Origin of the sequence: Aeribacillus sp. FSL K6-2833 (assembly GCF_037965815.1) — a bacterium.
Lineage (GTDB): Bacteria > Bacillota > Bacilli > Bacillales > Aeribacillaceae > Aeribacillus > Aeribacillus composti.
On record NZ_CP150189.1, the window covers coordinates 390082 to 407500 of the forward strand.

A 17419-nucleotide genomic window follows, 5' to 3' on the forward strand; every position below is an offset into this window, starting at 1 on the left:
GTCAAGGTGAAAAATCATAGAAATTGGAAATTCCCTTGTCCGATGATCCGAAAAAAGGCAATACTGAAGAAACCCAGTATTGGTACATGTAATAAACTGGGTCTAAAGGTTGATATTGGTATACCAGATCGATCCTCTTATCGATCTTCCCCCTTTCTTGGCGTGTAGATTTGACCGTTGCGTAGCAGCGCATCGATCACACGCACGAGTTTTCTAGCGGTGAGGACGAGGGCTCGTTTATGTTGGTGTTTGGGCACTTCCTCATACTTCTTCCGGTAGTACGCACGAAACGTCGCATCATGCCGTTGCACCGAGTTGGCAGCCTCCACTAGGTAGTAACGGAGATAGCGATTGCCGGAACGAATGAGGGAGGTGTCCTCGGCTTGAAAACGGCCCGATTGGTGCTTGGACCATGTCAAGCCGGCATATTTTGCCAAGGCGGCCTGGTTGTGAAACCGCTCGATTTGCCCGATTTCGGCCAGGATGCCTGCGGTATAAACCGGTCCGATGCCTGGGATGGTTTGCAGTGTGTTCGGAATGCCTTCAAGATGGCGGGTAATGGCTTTATCGAGCTCTTTGAGCTGCGATTGCAGGCTGCGGATTGATTGAATCGACAGCCCTAACAGCAAGTCGATGGAATCCTCGACACACTTGGACAACCGATACGACGAACGGGCCGCCTTTTGAATCGACTTGGCGATGCATTCCGGATCGGCAAAGCGATTGCGCCCTTTTTGGCGCAGGAAGTCGGCCAACTGCTTGACATCCATTTGGCAGATGTCATCGAGGCTCCACGACTCAAGCAGCAGTTCGAGAATGGCATGTCCGAAGATCGAACTGTCCACCTCTTGGGTAAAGGAACTGCATTTGTAAAACAAGTGCTGGAGAAAATACTGTTTCTCACGGGTTAACTGGTGGACGAGATGATATCGCATGCGTGTCAGTCGCTGAAGCGCGAGAAACTGCTCCTTGAGGACAGCCGTCATCTTCAGACGGCCGAAGCGAAGCCGATCCGCAATGATCCAAGCATCGATGTCATCCGTTTTCTCCAAGTCGACATAGGCTTCTTTAAACTTGCGAATGAGCTTTGGATTGATCGTAAACACCTTGACGTTCCAAGCCTGCAAGGCCTCCTGCTGGTGGAAAAACATAGCTGGATGCCAACTGTAGACCGAGGTGGCTTCCATCCCGATCAGAATTTCGGTTGGCTTTCGCTTGTTAGCCCACAGGAGGATTTGATCCCGAAGGAAGGTGGCGCCCAGAAGATGATTATCCACTTTGAAGCGTGCGCACGTATTTCCTTCATGATCCATAATGCAGGTGGCTAAGTCGCGTGAGCTCACGTCGATCCCGACGTAGAGTTTCATGAGATCACCTCCTATTGTTGTAGGATCGAGGGGTAGGACTCTTCGGGATGCCCCCGGATCGCGCCTGTTGACCAGTCACCCTCGCATATGAGAACTCACGTTGGACCATGGGCTGCCCTGGAAGCTGCTCCTTCCAGCATGGGGAAAACCAACGGGAACAGCCTGCGGGTTAGACGTCCAAACAGGGGCCGAGGAGACAGACTTTACAAGTAGTCAAAGCTACAGGAGTGAGAAGAGTATCCCCGATGATCCTAAGACCATTATCCAGGAACATTGCGAAAAGTCCAACCCCGGTACGCTCAACCCTTTGTGGGAGGGGCGCGCCCCTCCCACAAAGGCAACCACCCAAGATATGCGATTGTCAAGGAGCGTATCGGACTGGAAATTCGATAAAAAAACTTTCTGAAACTTAGTATACGAGGGATGTGATGGTGTGATCGTTGGGATTGGACTTGATATCGTTGAAATGGACAGGATGAAAGATATTATGGAGCGGAGATCCAACATTATTGACAGAATCTTATCGTTTCGCGAAAAGGAAATCTTTAATAAATTGCGGGATTCAAGACAATTGGAGTTTTTGGCAGGCAGATTTGCCGCTAAAGAAGCATTTAGCAAAGCATTAGGGACAGGAATCGGAAAGACAGTGGGCTTTTTAGATATTGAAATTTTACATGATGAAAAAGGGAAACCGATCATTGTGCAAAATATTACATCAGACCGGGTGTTTGTGACAATCACTCATTCAAAAAATTTTGCTGCTGCACAAGTAATCATTGAAAGCCTGTCAAGCTAGTCTGCATATTTGCTGACCTTGCCTCATATAGTTGTAATGCGGTAGGGGAGACAAGTCAGAAATTGTTCACTGACTCTTCAAAACTTCCTAGTGACGCTAATTGAGGCAAAGGGGTTGAAAAATTTGACGAGAGGCGTAAAGCTCGTGATTGTCTGTCTGCTTTTTGTGGGATTAATATCTGCATGTGGCGTAAAATCAAAAGAAGACGTTTCAAGTGCATTGAACAAAAAAATTGAAGAATTAAAAGGCTATAAGGTGAACGCCAAAATGACGATCAAAACAGCGGAAGAGCCGCATGTGTATGAAGTGGAAATTTGGCACAAAAAGCCCCATTATTATCGAGTGCTATTAAAAAATGATGACAGGGATCAAAGCCAGATTATTTTAAGAAATGATGATGGGGTATTTGTTCTGACTCCTGCTTTGAACAAAAGCTTCCGTTTCCAAAGCAATTGGCCGCAAAATTCGAGTCAAGCTTACCTGTATGAATCGCTTGTCCAAGATATATTGAAGGATAAAGAAGCGAAATTTGAAGTCGGGGAAAAGAACTATGTATTTGAAACAAAAACCAATTATCAAAACAATCAAATGCTCCCATACCAAAAAATTGCATTTCATAAGAAAAATTTGACACCTTCATATGTGAAAGTGATGGATGTTGATCGGAATGCGCTTGTTTCTGTTGAATTTTCCAATTTTGAATCGAATCCAAAATTTGATAAAAATGCCTTTGAAATAGAAAAAACGATGTCCAATGCCCAAGTGGATATTCCTGTTTTGGCTCAATCAGCGAACAAACAATTTGCTGTTCTTTATCCGCTTAAGGAAGACTTGCCGGAAGGTGTCGATCTCGTCCAAGAAAAAGAGCTGAATACAGATAGCGGAAAACGAGTAGTATTAACTTACGGAGGCGAAAAATCATTTACTCTTATTGAGGAGCTTGCGGAAGTTTCACCAGTTACCTCTTCAGAATTTGTCAGCGGAGAGCTGGTCGACTTAGGGTTTGCAGTTGGAGCGCTGACCGACAATTCTTTAACATGGACATATAATGGTGTGGATTATATGCTCGCTTCAAACGAACTGACGCAAGAAGAAATGATTGCAGTTGCTCGTTCTGTACAAAGCCAATCAGGGAAGTAGTAAAATTGAGCGGCAAAAGAAACGATCTTCTGCCGCCTTTTTTATGTACTATTGTTTAAAAAGAAACAGTGATATAAAATAAACAAAACGATATCGTTGGAGATGAAATTAAGATGCAGAACTATTTCCGAGATACATGGGCAGAAATTAATTTAGATCATATTGAAGCGAACATTCATGGATTAAAGGAACATTTGCCGAATGAAACTGAAATTATTGCTGTTGTGAAAGCTAATGCTTATGGTCATGGAGATGTGGAAGTTGCCCAAGCAGCATTGTCAGCAGGTGCTGCTAAATTAGCAGTCGCTTTTCTAGATGAAGCATTGAAATTGAGACAAGCAGGAATAAAGGCCCCTATCCTCGTTTTAGGAGCGGTAAGACCAGAAGATGTTACAGTTGCAGGAGAAAATGGGATAAGTGTGACTGCCTATTCAGCTGAATGGCTGGAAAGTGCTGGGAAATATTTAGGGAAAACATCAGTCAACATCCACTTGAAATTAGACACAGGTATGGGACGGATCGGAATAAGAGATAAAAAAGAACTCGAACAAGCCATTTCGCTCATAAAGGGACAGCAGTTATGTCGATTAGAAGGTATATTCACTCATTTTGCCACAGCAGACGAACACGATACAGCATATTTTGAACAGCAATATGAACGTTTCCTGGAATTATTGCAAATCGTGGATACAGACGGTTTGATTATTCATTGTGCTAACAGTGCTGCGACTCTTCGCTTTCCAACAAAAACTTTTAATGCGGTTCGCTTTGGCATTTCCATGTATGGTTTGGCGCCATCGGAATTTATCAAAAGCACGCTGCCTTTTCCGTTATATGAAGCCTTTTCTTTACACTCAAAGATTGTTCATATTAAAAAAATAAAAAAAGGGGAAAAAGTAAGTTACGGAGCAACATACGCAGCGAAAGAGGAGGAATGGATTGGTACGGTTCCAATCGGTTATGCTGATGGATGGATTCGAAAATTGACTGGTTCGGAAGTTCTTGTCGATGGAAGGCGCGTTCCTATTATCGGGCGCATTTGCATGGATCAACTGATGATTAAGCTTCCGGAAAAAAAACCTGTCGGGACAAAAGTGACACTTATCGGTTCACAAGGCAATGACATGATTTCAGTTGATGAAGTGGCCAAACGGCTGGAAACGATTAATTATGAAATTCCATGCATGATCAATTGGCGGGTTCCTCGGATTTATATAAGAAATGGAGGCAAAACAAACGTAAGAAATCCTCTGCTTACTGAAAAATGAAGAAACTTGAATAAAATATTCATATCAATGCCGATAATATTGAAGAAATTATTTGAAAAATGGCTTTGCTTCAACGAATATAAATGTTAATATTAATATTGGAATAAAATGATTTCGGCTTTGTAGGAACGGTGGAGGTGTATTTTGGTGTCTGAATCCAGCTCAACAACGGAAATTATTGTTCGATTGCCACAAGCACTTGTTTCTGAATTAGATGGAATCGTGAAACAGGAAAACGGAAACAGAAGTGAATTTATTTATCAAGCAATGAAAATGTATTTGAGAGAGCGTAAAAAACGCCAAATTCGGGAGTCAATGAGACGCGGTTATATGGAAATGGCGAAGATCAATCTAAATATTGCATCGGAGGCTTTTCTGGCAGAGTATGAGGCTGAACACACCGTTGAACGCTTAGTTAGCGGGGGGTAATCTTTTGATTGTTAAACGCGGCGACGTTTATTTTGCTGATTTATCCCCTGTAGTTGGTTCAGAGCAAGGCGGCGTTCGTCCAGTTTTAATTATCCAAAATGATATAGGGAATCGTTTTAGTCCAACGGTGATCGTAGCCGCTATTACAGCACAAATTCAAAAAGCAAAATTGCCGACTCATGTTGAAATTGATGCGAAAAAATATGGATTTGAACGGGATTCGGTCATTTTGCTTGAGCAGATTAGAACGATTGATAAACAACGGTTAACGGATAAAATTACCCATCTTGATGATGAAATGATGGATAAAGTGGACGATGCCTTACAAATCAGTTTAGGGCTGATCGATTTCTAATATTTTTTACGTATATTTCAACGATCTTTTCAAAAGGACTGCCTGCAGGTAGAATGTTTAAGATAAATAAGATTGAAAAAATGTCCACAGTTGCGAAACTGTGGTATTTTTGATTTTTGCGCAAAAATGAACAGACGTGCTGACAAGCTGCATTCGCTTTTTTAAACGACGAAGCATTTAAAAACAGCATCTTCCATAGTCGAGAAGCGAAAGGAAGATTTGCCGCGTTCCCTTTATAAAATAGCTGTAAGCAATGAATGCGACAGCTTAGCAGATATTGTGGAAGAAAAATGATAAAAACGGGAACATATCTATAATTTTTTTTATTTTTCTATAAAAGTTGAAAAGGCAAAGTTTTTGAAAGGAGACATGCAACATGTCACTGAAAATTTCTGGAATAGTTGAATTTATCCGAATGCATCGAGACGAGATTATGAAGGATTGGATTGATCGCTTCAACAAGGCTGATGCCCAATCAATTTCCGCTGAGTCTGATCAAATTGATCAAGCAATTGCTGCAGAATATGTGAATATTCTCATCGAATGGAGCAAAAACAAAGAAGATGAATTTTCCAGAAAAATTCATGAATTTTCAAAACGGATTGTCCAGCTTGACTGGCCAATGGACAAAATTGCTCAATGCTTACATACTTTTGAAAAAATATTATTTGCTAAATTGCTTGAGAAACAAATACCGGGTGATCCGCTTGAATTATTATCGGAGATAGAGAAAGTTACCTCACCGGTTAATCGGGAAGTATTTCTGCAATATACCTCTTCATATGAAAGAACCATTAATCTCCAAAAAATGGCTCTGCAAGAATTGTCTGCGCCGTTGATTCCGGTTTTTGATAGCATCACTGTTATGCCATTGATTGGAACGATTGATACGGACCGTGCCAAAAGAATTATGGAAAATTTATTAAAAGGGGTCGTTAAATATCGTTCTGAAGTGGTGCTGATTGATATAACCGGTGTGCCTGTTGTGGATACGATGGTAGCCCATCACATTATACAAGCTGCAGAAGCAGTTCGTCTTGTAGGAGCAAAAAGCTTGCTTGTCGGCATTCGCCCTGAAATTGCGCAAACGATAGTGAATCTAGGCATTGATTTAAGTCAAATTACGACGAAAAATACCCTTCAAAAAGGCATCGAAGCTGCGCTTGAAATGACCAATCGAAAAATTGTTTCAATGGGTGAACGCAGATGATGAAAACGTCAAAAATACCTATTTTAAAACTGTATAATAATCTATTAATTTCAATACAGTGGGAGCTGGACGACAAAACAGCGATGCAATTTCAGGAAGATTTATTAAAGAAAATTCATGAAACAGGAGCAACAGGTGTTGTCATTGATTTAACTTCGGTTGATGTCATTGATTCATTTATCGCCAAGATTTTAGGGGACTGTGTCAACATGTCTAAGTTAATGGGGGCGACGGTCGTATTGACAGGTATTCAGCCTGCAGTGGCTATTACGCTGATCGAATTAGGCATTGAACTGGAAGATATTCATACTGCGCTTGACTTGGAAAAAGGGCTGGAATTGCTTAAGGAGCTGGAGGATTAGAATGGATGGCCAATCCTGTGTAATGATTATGAACGAATGGGATATTGTGGCTGCCCGCCAATTGGGTCGTCATGCTGCGAAAGAACTTGGATTCGGCGCAGTGGACCAAGCCCGGATTACCACCGCAATATCAGAATTAGCAAGGAACATTTATCATTATGCAAATGGTGGGAAAATTTACATCGACAAAATTGAAGAAAAAGAAAAAAAAGGAATTAAAATTACCGCCTCTGATCATGGGCCGGGAATTCCTGATATTCGCAAGGCAATGGAGGATGGATTTACGACGTCAGGAGGACTTGGGGCTGGATTGCCTGGTGTTAAGCGCTTAATGGACGAATTTTATATCGACTCAAAGACAGGCGAAGGGACCGTTGTACAAGTGGTGAAATGGCTTCGTTAGGAGGATTTTATGGCGTTTGATGATGATATTCAAATGAAATATAAAGAGATGTTAGCAAATTACATTCAAGAACTGACCGAACAAGCTTTATATGAAGGGCAGCGCTTCAGTTGGAAAGCAATTGAACATAAAATACCGCCTGAGGAAATCATCAACATCCATTTAAAAGTTTTAAAAGAATTATTTCCAGACATACCAAAAAAGATTTTAGATTCCTTTGACTTTTTATTGGAGGTAATGGTTGGTTATGGTCTGGCTTATCAAGAACATCAATTTTTGAGGGGCAGGCAGCTTGAGCTGAAATCCGAAATTGAAATTGCAGCAAACGTACAGCAGGCACTGCTGCAAACAAATATTCCAAAAGTCGAAGAATTGGACATAGGGGTCATCAGCGTTCCTGCCAAAATTATGAACGGAGATTATTACCAGTTTGCAGAACATGAAAACACAATGAGCGTTGCGATTGCGGATGTCATAGGCAAAGGCATACCTGCAGCATTGTGTATATCAATGATTAAATATGCGATGGACAGCCTCCTGGAATCAAGGCAAAATCCGAGTTACATATTAGAAAATTTAAATAGAGTTGTTGAACAAAACATCGATGTCAATATGTTTATTACCATGTTTTTTGGTAAGTACGATTTTCGGACGAATAAGATTACATATGCATCTGCAGGACATGAACCGGGCTTTTATTATTGCGCCAGCGAGGATCACTTTTATGACCTTCAATCAAAAGGGCTTGTTTTAGGTGTTGACCGGCAAGTGAAATATGAGCAATATGAATTAAATCTTTTCCAAAACGATATGATTATTCTTTTGTCAGATGGAGTAACTGAAACAAGAACGAAGGAAGGATTTATTGATAGAGCTGCAGTGACGAGCGCCATCCGAGCTCATTTACATTTGCCTGCTCAGCAAATAGTAGAAAATATTTATAAAGATTTTGAGAAAATGCAAGGTTTTCAATTGCGGGATGATTTCACCTTAATCATTATGAAAAAAAATGTTTAAACGGCTTCGAAAAAGGGTATAAGTGAATGGATGATTTTGTCTTTTATGAGGGGGATCAGAATGAATCTTGAAATTGATATTAAAAGGGAAAAAAAGGTTTCGTATGTGCATCTAAAAGGAGAGATTGATGCCTATACTGCGCCAGCGCTAAAAAATAAACTTGCGCCCATTTCTGAGGAAAGCGAACCTTTTATTGAAGTCAACCTAAAAGATGTTGAATATATGGACTCAACCGGATTAGGAGTTTTTGTCGGATTGTTGAAAACGGTCAGAAAACAAGGCGGAAAGCTGAAATTGACAAATTTGTCGCCGCGGCTGGAGCGCTTATTTCATATTACCGGTTTGGACAGCATCATCGAGATTTCAAGAAAAGGTGAGGATTAATGGATAAATGTATTGATTACATTGAAATGAAAATACCTGCGAAAACTGAGTATATAGGGATTGTCAGATTGACTCTATCCGGTATCGCCAATAGAATGGGGTACACATATGATGACATTGAAGATTTAAAGATTGCCGTCAGTGAAGCGTGTTCAAATGCGGTGCAGCATGCCTACGGTCATAATGAAAACGGTGAAGTGAGAATCGGCTTCAGCTTGTTTGAAAATCGATTAGAGATCACTGTTTCAGACGATGGAAAAAATTTCGATTTATCAAAAATGAAAGAAAACACCGGGCCTTATTCTCCTTCCATGCCGATTGAAAAATTGAGCGAGGGCGGTTTAGGTTTGTTTCTAATTAAAACGCTAATGGATGAAGTGACAATCGATATGAACTCAGGAGTAACTGTCAAGATGTCCAAGCTTTTAAATGAGGAGCGAATGAGAAATGAACAAACCTCATGGTCAAAAACGAAGCAATAACGAAATCCATGAACTCATTCGTCAAGTTCAGGAAAATAAAGATGAAAAAGCACAAGAACAAATTATTGAACTTTATCAGCCAATTGTTGTTGCACTGGCAAAAAAGTACTCAAGTTCGAAAATGTATCAGGAGGATTTGGTACAGGTCGGGATGATCGGTTTATTGGGAGCGATTGATCGCTTCGACCCAACAGTTGGGAAATCATTTGATGCGTTTGTTGTTCCAACGATTATTGGAGAAATCAAACGCTATCTTCGGGATAAAACGTGGAGCGTCCATGTGCCCCGCAGAATGAAAGAACTTGGACCAAAAATAAATGCAGCGGTGGAGCAGTTGACGAGTCAGCTGGAGCGCTCTCCGAAGGTCAAGGAAATAGCAGAATATTTAGGAGCAGCTGAGGAAGAAGTTTTGGAAGCTATGGAAATGGTCAAAAACTATCATACGCTTTCTGTTGATCACTCAATAGAAGCTGGACCGGATGGAACCGCGGTCACCATTTTAGATCTTGTCGGACAAAAAGACGAGGGCTTTGAACGCATTCTTCAAAAACTGACTATTGAAAACATTATGCACGTTTTAACTGAGAGAGAAAAAGAAATTATTCTACATTCTTTTTATCATAACCGCAGTCAAAAAGAAATAGGTGAAATTTTAGGTATCTCCCAAATGCATGTTTCCAGACTATTGCGCCAAGCATTAAAAAAATTAAAAAAAGCTGTTCACGCTGATCCAATGGAGATAGGGCAATGATTCAATATCAAGAAACTGAACATATTCAATTTTTGACATGTCAGGTTGGAAAAGTAGGCAGTGCTTATTGTGGAGACAGTTTTTTCACCTGTACGGACGAGCATAGATTTGTTTGTGTTGTCGCAGATGGGTTGGGAAGTGGACAAGCTGCGCGTGAATCATCTGAAATCATATGCCAAACGGTGAAGCAATACCAGCAGGAAACTGTACATGAGATTTTTAAACAGTGCCATAAGAAATTAAAAGGTAAAAGAGGCGCGACAGCCGGAATATTAAAGGTGGATTTCGTAGACAAAACTATTACATACGGCTCGGTAGGAAACGTTCGTTTCATCTTATATTTGCCTTCTGGGGAATACATTTATCCAATTCCAACCGCTGGATATTTACCTGGTAAAATGAAGAAATATCGCATCCGCACTTTTTCATATGAAAAAGGGTCAAAATTTATTATTCACACTGATGGCCTTTATGCTTCAAACATTAAAACGGCGTTAAAAGATCATTCTTCTATTCACGAGATTGCGAAAGGCTTCAATAAATTTCTTTCCGATCGGACAGATGATTTAACTTATATAATCGGGCAGCTTTTTTAATTGTTGGGACAATCGGATGGATAACGGTTGTCTTTTTATGTTGAAAAAATTTTTGATAAAATGTTTATGTAGATGGAAACAGTAGTGGAGGCTAAAGAATGTTAAATAATGAGAAAATTTTTCAAATGTTAAGCAGCGAATTATCAATATCCACCAAACAAATTCAAAATGTCATTGCATTGCTTGAAGACGGCAACACCGTTCCTTTTATTGCGCGGTACAGAAAAGAACAAACAGGCGCTTTAAATGAAGTGGAAATACGAAACATTAGTGAACGCTGGCAATACATACAAAACCTTGAAAAAAGAAAAGAAGAAGTTATTCGGTTAATTGAGGAACAAGGAAAACTAACAGAATCTTTGCGAAATGAAATACTGGCGGCTGAAAAATTGCAGCAAGTTGAAGACTTGTATCAGCCATACCGGCAAAAAAGAAGAACGAAAGCAACGATTGCAAAAGAAAGAGGGCTTGAGCCTTTAGCCAAATGGATATATTCCTTGCCGCTAGCGGGATCGATTGAAGAAGAAGCCGAAAAATACATCAATGAAGAGAAAGAAATCCATACGGTTGAAGATGCTCTCTCTGGTGCAAAAGATATTATTGCAGAATGGATTTCAGACGATCCGAATTATCGGCAATGGATAAGGGAGCAAACGTTGAAAGAAGGTATGGTCGTCTCAACGTGTAAAGACGAAGAAAAAGATGAGAAAAAAGTATTCGAAATGTATTACCAATATGAAGAACCGATCAGAAAAATCGTTCCCCATCGTGTTTTGGCGTTAAACAGAGGGGAGAAGGAAGGGATTTTAAGGGTGGCAATCGAGCCGCCGACAGAACAAATAGTAGCCTATTTGAAGAAAAAAATTGTTTCGGATCAAAGGACAATTGCTGCTGATATTTTAATTGAAACGTTGGAGGATGCGTATAGACGGCTCATACAGCCTTCGATTGAGCGGGAGATTAGAAAAGAATTGACTGAAAAAGCTGAAGATCAGGCCATTCGTGTTTTTTCCGAAAATTTAAGAAAACTGCTCCTTCAACCTCCATTAAAAGGAACGATCGTTTTAGGAATCGACCCGGCTTACCGTACAGGATGCAAGCTTGCGGCAGTCGATGAAACTGGAAAAGTTCTTTATATTGATGTGATTTATCCTCATCCGCCAAAAAATGAAATAGAAAAATCAAAACAAAAGCTGATCGATATTATTCAACGCTTCCAAATTGAAGTAATCGCTATCGGCAATGGAACAGCTTCAAGAGAAACAGAACAATTTGTTGCAGATGTAATAAAAGAATTAAAAGAAGATATTTATTATTTAATTGTTAACGAGGCGGGAGCAAGTGTTTATTCAGCTTCTGATTTAGCCCGGGAAGAGTTCCCAGATCTTGAAGTCGAAGAACGCAGCGCAGTATCCATTGCTAGAAGGCTTCAAGATCCGCTTGCTGAATTGGTGAAAATTGATCCTAAATCAATCGGTGTTGGTCAATACCAGCATGATGTATCCCAAAAGAAATTGCATGACTCTTTAACGTTTGTTGTGGAAACAGTTGTCAACCAAGTCGGTGTCAACGTAAATACTGCTTCGCCGTCTCTGTTGCAATACGTATCTGGATTATCAAAAACAGTGGCTCATAATATTGTGAAACGAAGAGAAGAAATTGGAAAATTTGTGAATCGCAACGATTTAAAATCCATCCCACGGCTTGGGGAGAAAACGTATGAGCAATGTATCGGCTTTTTAAGAATATTGGACGGCGACGATCCGCTTGACAGGACGAGCATTCATCCTGAAAGCTATGAAGACGCTAGAAAACTGCTGTCAAGCCTTTCATTGACAGTCGATGATATCGGTACAGAACTGTTGAAAGATAAAATCAGATCGCTGAATATTCAAGAAACTTCAAAAGCCTTGCATATTGGCGAATATACTTTGAAGGATATATGCGATGCTTTAATGAGACCGGAGCGCGATCCTCGTGATGAAGTTCCAAAACCTCTTTTGAAAAAAGATGTGCTGCAGCTTGAAGACTTGAAAGAAGGAATGGAGCTGCAAGGAACGGTTCGAAACGTAGTAGACTTTGGTGTATTTGTTGATATCGGCGTTAAACAGGATGGACTTGTGCACATTTCAAAATTAAGCAAACAATATGTAAAGCATCCTTTGGACGTTGTTTCGGTTGGGGACATCGTGACAGTCTGGGTGGAAAAAGTTGATGTTGATAAAGGAAGAGTCGCTTTAACAATGGTTAAATAAATAACAACAGAAATCACGGCTGTCGGCAAAGTCGACAGCTGATTTTTTATCAACCTTATATTGCATGCTGATGGAAGCAAACAACTATCTATCAACCAAAAATTTTGAAAAAAAGTTAGTCTATTCTTTGAGAGCTGTTGAATTATGAGCAATGCTTTTTTCTATAGAAATACCAGCATTGATTTAATAACTTGATTTGATAAACGTTTTTTTCATAATATGCTTTCTTCATTTGATTTATAAGCCAATTCGGCATTGGTTAATACCTCCTTGGATGTATTGTTCTTTTTGGCTTGCCATTTTATGGTCAAGAAAAAAAGCATATGCTAAAATAAAATATGTGAGTCCGATTAGATGTAGTAATATTTATTGTATGCGTTAAGTTGTTGTCCTGTTCAACATGTTTTTAAAGTAGGTGCAGTACATTGAATGATGACCAGCTTCAAAAACTTGTGGAGCAAATTTCACTATCCTTTTTTGGGAAAAAATTTGTTCACAAAGCGTATTTTAATCACCGTCTTCGAACAACAGGCGGAAGATATTTATTAAACAGCCATGATATTGAAGTGAATAAAAAATATTATGAACAATACGGAATGGACGAATTAATAGGGATTATTAAGCATGAACTTTGCCACTACCATCTTCATATCGAAGGAAAAGGTTTTCGGCATCGGGACTCTGACTTTAAAATGCTTTTAAAAAAAGTAGGTGCACCTAGATTTTGCACACCATTAAGAGAAAAAAATAAAAATAATATTATTTATATTTATAAATGCCTATCATGTATGAGCACTTTTATTCGCCGTAGAAAAATGAACCCAGAACGATATTTATGCGGAAAGTGCGGAGGAAAAATTCAATTTTATAAAAATAATGGTTGACGAAAAGGAGAAAGATATGATAAAGTATAAAAGCCGTCGCTAATTGGATGGCAGCGAAAAACAATATATAACGAACTGTTGACAAAATTATAAATGCTCATTACAATGGTTACAGTCGTCAATTTTTTTCTTCATTCCGCAGTAGCTCAGTGGTAGAGCATTCGGCTGTTAACCGAACGGTCGCAGGTTCGAATCCTGCCTGCGGAGCCAATTTGGAGAAGTACCCAAGTGGCTGAAGGGGCTCCCCTGCTAAGGGAGTAGGTCGTGTAAGCGGCGCGAGGGTTCAAATCCCTCCTTCTCCGCCATGAAAAATGGCCCGTTGGTCAAGTGGTTAAGACACCGCCCTTTCACGGCGGTAACACGGGTTCGAATCCCGTACGGGTCATTCATATTCGCTGAAATAGGAAGTTGAAAAACTTCCTATTTCTAACTTTAAAAAATCCAAACCAAAAAGTCTTTACATAGCGTTCAAAAAATGTTACAATAAATTTTGTGACTTTTTGATGGGCTATAGCCAAGCGGTAAGGCAACGGACTTTGACTCCGTGATGCGCTGGTTCGAATCCAGCTAGCCCAGCCACTTATTATAAAAATAATAAGAGCCATTAGCTCAGTCGGTAGAGCAACGAGCAAGGCTTCGTTGAATAAGCAGCGAGTTGTCCCGACGCATCCAGCACCTTGAGAAAGCTGGAAGAGGAAGGGACATCTGACCGACTTTAAAACAGATTAGAAGAAATTACTTTTTATGAGCCATTAGCTCAGTCGGTAGAGCATCTGACTTTTAATCAGAGGGTCGGAGGTTCGAATCCTCCATGGCTCACCATTTAATGCGGGTGTGGCGGAATTGGCAGACGCACTAGACTTAGGATCTAGCGCCTTACGGCGTGGGGGTTCAAGTCCCTCCACCCGCATATTCGCGGTAGTGGCGGAATGGCAGACGCGCTAGGTTGAGGGCCTAGTGGGGGCGACCCCGTGGAGGTTCGAGTCCTCTCTACCGCACCAAAAAAGTGTTGACATCATATTTTAAGTGAGTTACAATAAAAAACCTGTGGAATGCGCCCGTAGCTCAATTGGATAGAGCGTTTGACTACGGATCAAAAGGTTAGGGGTTCGACTCCTCTCGGGCGCGCCATATACGGGAAGTAGCTCAGCTTGGTAGAGCACATGGTTTGGGACCATGGGGTCGCAGGTTCGAATCCTGTCTTCCCGATTTTGATCAATATAGGCTTAAAAGCAAAATTGCATGAATAAATTAAGATATGTGGGTGTAGTTTAGTGGTAAAACCTCAGCCACGAGCGACACTTCAATGAATAATCTGCGAGTTGCCTCGACGCATTTACATCCTCGAACAATGCTGGAAGAGGAAGAGGCATGGAAAATGCGTGTTTATCATCTAAATAGAAAAACAAATATTTTCGCGCGGGTGTAGTTTAGTGGTAAAACCTCAGCCTTCCAAGCTGATGTCGTGGGTTCGATTCCCATCACCCGCTCCAAAATGATCCTTGAAAACTGAACAAAACGAAAAGCGTGCCTGTTGATTCTGACAAGAGCATTTGGTGACAAACTTTTTTTGGAGAGTTTGATCCTGGCTCAGGACGAACGCTGGCGGCGTGCCTAATACATGCAAGTCGAGCGGACCGAAGGGAGCTTGCTCCTTTAGGTTAGCGGCGGACGGGTGAGTAACACGTGGGCAACCTGCCCTGCAGACTGGGATAACTTCGGGAAACCGGAGCTAATACCGGATAACACCGAAAACCGCATGGTTTTCGGTTGAAAGGCGGCTTTTAGCTGTCACTGCAGGATGGGCCCGCGGCGCATTAGCTAGTTGGTGAGGTAACGGCTCACCAAGGCGACGATGCGTAGCCGACCTGAGAGGGTGACCGGCCACACTGGGACTGAGACACGGCCCAGACTCCTACGGGAGGCAGCAGTAGGGAATCTTCCGCAATGGACGAAAGTCTGACGGAGCAACGCCGCGTGAGCGAAGAAGGTCTTCGGATCGTAAAGCTCTGTTGTCAGGGAAGAACAAGTGCCGTTCGAACAGGGCGGTACCTTGACGGTACCTGACGAGGAAGCCACGGCTAACTACGTGCCAGCAGCCGCGGTAATACGTAGGTGGCAAGCGTTGTCCGGAATTATTGGGCGTAAAGCGCGCGCAGGCGGTTCCTTAAGTCTGATGTGAAATCTCGCGGCTCAACCGCGAGCGGCCATTGGAAACTGGGGAACTTGAGTGCAGGAGAGGGGAGCGGAATTCCACGTGTAGCGGTGAAATGCGTAGAGATGTGGAGGAACACCAGTGGCGAAGGCGGCTCTCTGGCCTGTAACTGACGCTGAGGCGCGAAAGCGTGGGGAGCGAACAGGATTAGATACCCTGGTAGTCCACGCCGTAAACGATGAGTGCTAAGTGTTAGAGGGTATCCACCCTTTAGTGCTGCAGCAAACGCATTAAGCACTCCGCCTGGGGAGTACGGCCGCAAGGCTGAAACTCAAAGGAATTGACGGGGACCCGCACAAGCGGTGGAGCATGTGGTTTAATTCGAAGCAACGCGAAGAACCTTACCAGGTCTTGACATCCCCTGACAACCCTAGAGATAGGGCGTTCCCCTTTCGGGGACAGGGTGACAGGTGGTGCATGGTTGTCGTCAGCTCGTGTCGTGAGATGTTGGGTTAAGTCCCGCAACGAGCGCAACCCTTGACCTTAGTTGCCAGCATTCAGTTGGGCACTCTAAGGTGACTGCCGGCTAAAAGTCGGAGGAAGGTGGGGATGACGTCAAATCATCATGCCCCTTATGACCTGGGCTACACACGTGCTACAATGGGTGGTACAAAGGGCAGCGAAACCGCGAGGTGGAGCGAATCCCAAAAAACCACTCTCAGTTCGGATTGCAGGCTGCAACTCGCCTGCATGAAGCCGGAATCGCTAGTAATCGCGGATCAGCATGCCGCGGTGAATACGTTCCCGGGTCTTGTACACACCGCCCGTCACACCACGAGAGTTTGTAACACCCGAAGTCGGTGGGGTAACCCTTACGGGAGCCAGCCGCCGAAGGTGGGACAAATGATTGGGGTGAAGTCGTAACAAGGTAGCCGTATCGGAAGGTGCGGCTGGATCACCTCCTTTCTAAGGATATATACATTGAAATAGGGTGCGCTTTTCCGTTTTGTTTAGTTTTGAAGGATCATATCCTTCTTGATTGTTCTTTGAAAACTGGATAACGGAAAGACATTCACGAATAGATCGCTCATGTTAGGAAGAAACGGTTAAGTTAGAAAGGGCGCACGGTGGATGCCTTGGCACTAGGAGCCGATGAAGGACGGGACAAACACCGAAATGCTTCGGGGAGCTGTAAGTAAGCGTCGATCCGGAGATGTCCGAATGGGGGAACCCACTGCCCGTAATGGGGCAGTATCCATACCTGAATCCATAGGGTATGGAGGGCAACCCGGGGAACTGAAACATCTAAGTACCCGGAGGAAGAGAAAGCAACAGCGATTCCCTGAGTAGCGGCGAGCGAAACGGGAACAGCCCAAACCAAGAGGCGTGCCTCTTGGGGTTGTAGGACACTCGATTAAGGAGTGACAAAGGAACGGGGTAGACGAAGAGGTCTGGAAAGGCCCGTCAGAGAAGGTAACAACCCTGTAGTCGAAACTCCGTTCCCTCCCGAGTGGATCCTGAGTACGGCGGGACACGTGAAATCCCGTCGGAAGCAGGGAGGACCA

Annotated in this window: 17 protein-coding genes, 10 tRNA genes and 2 rRNA genes (1 of these 29 cut by a window edge); 27 read left to right on the top strand and 2 right to left on the bottom strand. The window is 42.3% G+C overall.

Annotated features, from left to right (window positions below; translation table 11 throughout):
* Positions 1-137 precede the first annotated feature (137 nt).
* Positions 138-1367, bottom strand: coding sequence for an IS110 family transposase (locus NSQ94_RS02020; protein WP_027725928.1), 1230 nt, complete (start codon positions 1365-1367; stop codon positions 138-140).
* A gap of 433 nt (positions 1368-1800) precedes the next feature.
* Between NSQ94_RS02020 and acpS the strand changes: the two genes are divergently transcribed.
* The 14 genes from acpS to NSQ94_RS02090 all read left to right on the top strand — a co-directional run bounded on the left by acpS (position 1801) and on the right by NSQ94_RS02090 (position 12815).
* Positions 1801-2163 carry a holo-ACP synthase gene (gene acpS / locus NSQ94_RS02025; RefSeq protein WP_063388226.1) on the top strand — a complete coding sequence of 121 codons (363 nt, stop codon included), beginning with the start codon at positions 1801-1803 and terminating at the stop codon, positions 2161-2163.
* A 123-nt stretch (positions 2164-2286) separates the two neighbouring features.
* A complete protein-coding gene (locus NSQ94_RS02030; protein WP_165381955.1) occupies positions 2287-3303 on the top strand; it encodes an outer membrane lipoprotein carrier protein LolA in 1017 nt (338 codons plus the stop codon).
* 113 nt (positions 3304-3416) lie between these two features.
* On the top strand, positions 3417-4571 hold the full coding sequence (alr, locus tag NSQ94_RS02035) for an alanine racemase (protein ID WP_144596845.1): 1155 nt from the start codon (positions 3417-3419) through the stop codon (positions 4569-4571).
* 147 nt (positions 4572-4718) lie between these two features.
* Positions 4719-5000 (top strand): hypothetical protein, encoded by a 282-nt coding sequence (locus tag NSQ94_RS02040; protein ID WP_063388229.1) that lies wholly within the window; start codon positions 4719-4721, stop codon positions 4998-5000.
* A gap of 4 nt (positions 5001-5004) precedes the next feature.
* Complete coding sequence (gene ndoA, locus NSQ94_RS02045; RefSeq protein WP_063388230.1) at positions 5005-5355, top strand: type II toxin-antitoxin system endoribonuclease NdoA; 351 nt, start codon at positions 5005-5007, stop codon at positions 5353-5355.
* A 433-nt stretch (positions 5356-5788) separates the two neighbouring features.
* Complete coding sequence (locus NSQ94_RS02050) at positions 5789-6565, top strand: STAS domain-containing protein (protein ID WP_242009274.1); 777 nt, start codon at positions 5789-5791, stop codon at positions 6563-6565.
* Positions 6565-6927 (top strand): STAS domain-containing protein, encoded by a 363-nt coding sequence (locus NSQ94_RS02055; protein ID WP_063388242.1) that lies wholly within the window; start codon positions 6565-6567, stop codon positions 6925-6927. Before NSQ94_RS02050 ends, NSQ94_RS02055 begins: the two co-directional genes overlap by 1 nt.
* 1 nt (position 6928) lies before the next feature.
* Complete coding sequence (locus tag NSQ94_RS02060; protein ID WP_063388232.1) at positions 6929-7330, top strand: anti-sigma regulatory factor; 402 nt, start codon at positions 6929-6931, stop codon at positions 7328-7330.
* A gap of 9 nt (positions 7331-7339) precedes the next feature.
* Positions 7340-8347 (top strand): PP2C family protein-serine/threonine phosphatase, encoded by a 1008-nt coding sequence (locus NSQ94_RS02065; protein ID WP_066247065.1) that lies wholly within the window; start codon positions 7340-7342, stop codon positions 8345-8347.
* Between the two features lie 60 nt (positions 8348-8407).
* Entirely contained in the window at positions 8408-8731 is a 324-nt protein-coding gene (locus tag NSQ94_RS02070) for an anti-sigma factor antagonist (protein WP_063388234.1), read from the top strand.
* On the top strand, positions 8731-9213 hold the full coding sequence (rsbW, locus tag NSQ94_RS02075; protein WP_144596841.1) for an anti-sigma B factor RsbW: 483 nt from the start codon (positions 8731-8733) through the stop codon (positions 9211-9213). Before NSQ94_RS02070 ends, rsbW begins: the two co-directional genes overlap by 1 nt.
* Positions 9179-9964 carry an RNA polymerase sigma factor SigB gene (gene sigB, locus NSQ94_RS02080; RefSeq protein ID WP_063388236.1) on the top strand — a complete coding sequence of 262 codons (786 nt, stop codon included), beginning with the start codon at positions 9179-9181 and terminating at the stop codon, positions 9962-9964. The genes rsbW and sigB overlap by 35 nt, the downstream gene beginning before the upstream one ends.
* Entirely contained in the window at positions 9961-10560 is a 600-nt protein-coding gene (locus tag NSQ94_RS02085) for a PP2C family serine/threonine-protein phosphatase (RefSeq protein WP_066247059.1), read from the top strand. The genes sigB and NSQ94_RS02085 overlap by 4 nt, the downstream gene beginning before the upstream one ends.
* Before the next feature lie 98 nt (positions 10561-10658).
* Positions 10659-12815 (top strand): Tex family protein, encoded by a 2157-nt coding sequence (locus NSQ94_RS02090; RefSeq protein ID WP_339230016.1) that lies wholly within the window; start codon positions 10659-10661, stop codon positions 12813-12815.
* A gap of 142 nt (positions 12816-12957) precedes the next feature.
* Here NSQ94_RS02090 and cmpA read toward each other — a convergent pair whose 3' ends face one another.
* On the bottom strand, positions 12958-13071 hold the full coding sequence (gene cmpA, locus NSQ94_RS02095) for a cortex morphogenetic protein CmpA (RefSeq protein WP_094245000.1): 114 nt from the start codon (positions 13069-13071) through the stop codon (positions 12958-12960).
* 169 nt (positions 13072-13240) lie between these two features.
* Here cmpA and NSQ94_RS02100 point away from each other — a divergent pair, with 169 nt between their 5' ends.
* The 13 genes from NSQ94_RS02100 to NSQ94_RS02160 all read left to right on the top strand — a co-directional run.
* A complete protein-coding gene (locus tag NSQ94_RS02100; protein ID WP_063388239.1) occupies positions 13241-13699 on the top strand; it encodes a SprT family protein in 459 nt (152 codons plus the stop codon).
* A 135-nt stretch (positions 13700-13834) separates the two neighbouring features.
* A tRNA-Asn gene (locus NSQ94_RS02105) sits at positions 13835-13909 on the top strand.
* Between the two features lie 4 nt (positions 13910-13913).
* Positions 13914-14004 (top strand) — tRNA-Ser (locus NSQ94_RS02110).
* A gap of 8 nt (positions 14005-14012) precedes the next feature.
* Positions 14013-14084: transfer RNA gene (locus NSQ94_RS02115), tRNA-Glu, on the top strand.
* 119 nt (positions 14085-14203) lie between these two features.
* Positions 14204-14278: transfer RNA gene (locus NSQ94_RS02120), tRNA-Gln, on the top strand.
* A gap of 167 nt (positions 14279-14445) precedes the next feature.
* Positions 14446-14521, top strand: a tRNA-Lys gene (locus NSQ94_RS02125).
* A gap of 6 nt (positions 14522-14527) precedes the next feature.
* Positions 14528-14609: transfer RNA gene (locus tag NSQ94_RS02130), tRNA-Leu, on the top strand.
* Positions 14610-14614: 5 nt separating this feature from the next.
* Positions 14615-14700: transfer RNA gene (locus NSQ94_RS02135), tRNA-Leu, on the top strand.
* A 53-nt stretch (positions 14701-14753) separates the two neighbouring features.
* Positions 14754-14830: transfer RNA gene (locus NSQ94_RS02140), tRNA-Arg, on the top strand.
* Positions 14831-14834: 4 nt separating this feature from the next.
* A tRNA-Pro gene (locus NSQ94_RS02145) sits at positions 14835-14908 on the top strand.
* Between the two features lie 210 nt (positions 14909-15118).
* Positions 15119-15192 (top strand) — tRNA-Gly (locus tag NSQ94_RS02150).
* A gap of 74 nt (positions 15193-15266) precedes the next feature.
* Positions 15267-16820: ribosomal RNA gene (locus NSQ94_RS02155) — 16S ribosomal RNA — on the top strand.
* Positions 16821-16958: 138 nt separating this feature from the next.
* Positions 16959-17419 (top strand): 23S ribosomal RNA (locus tag NSQ94_RS02160); it runs 2471 nt beyond the window's last position.
* The 16S and 23S rRNA genes sit together here with 10 tRNA genes alongside, the layout of an rRNA operon.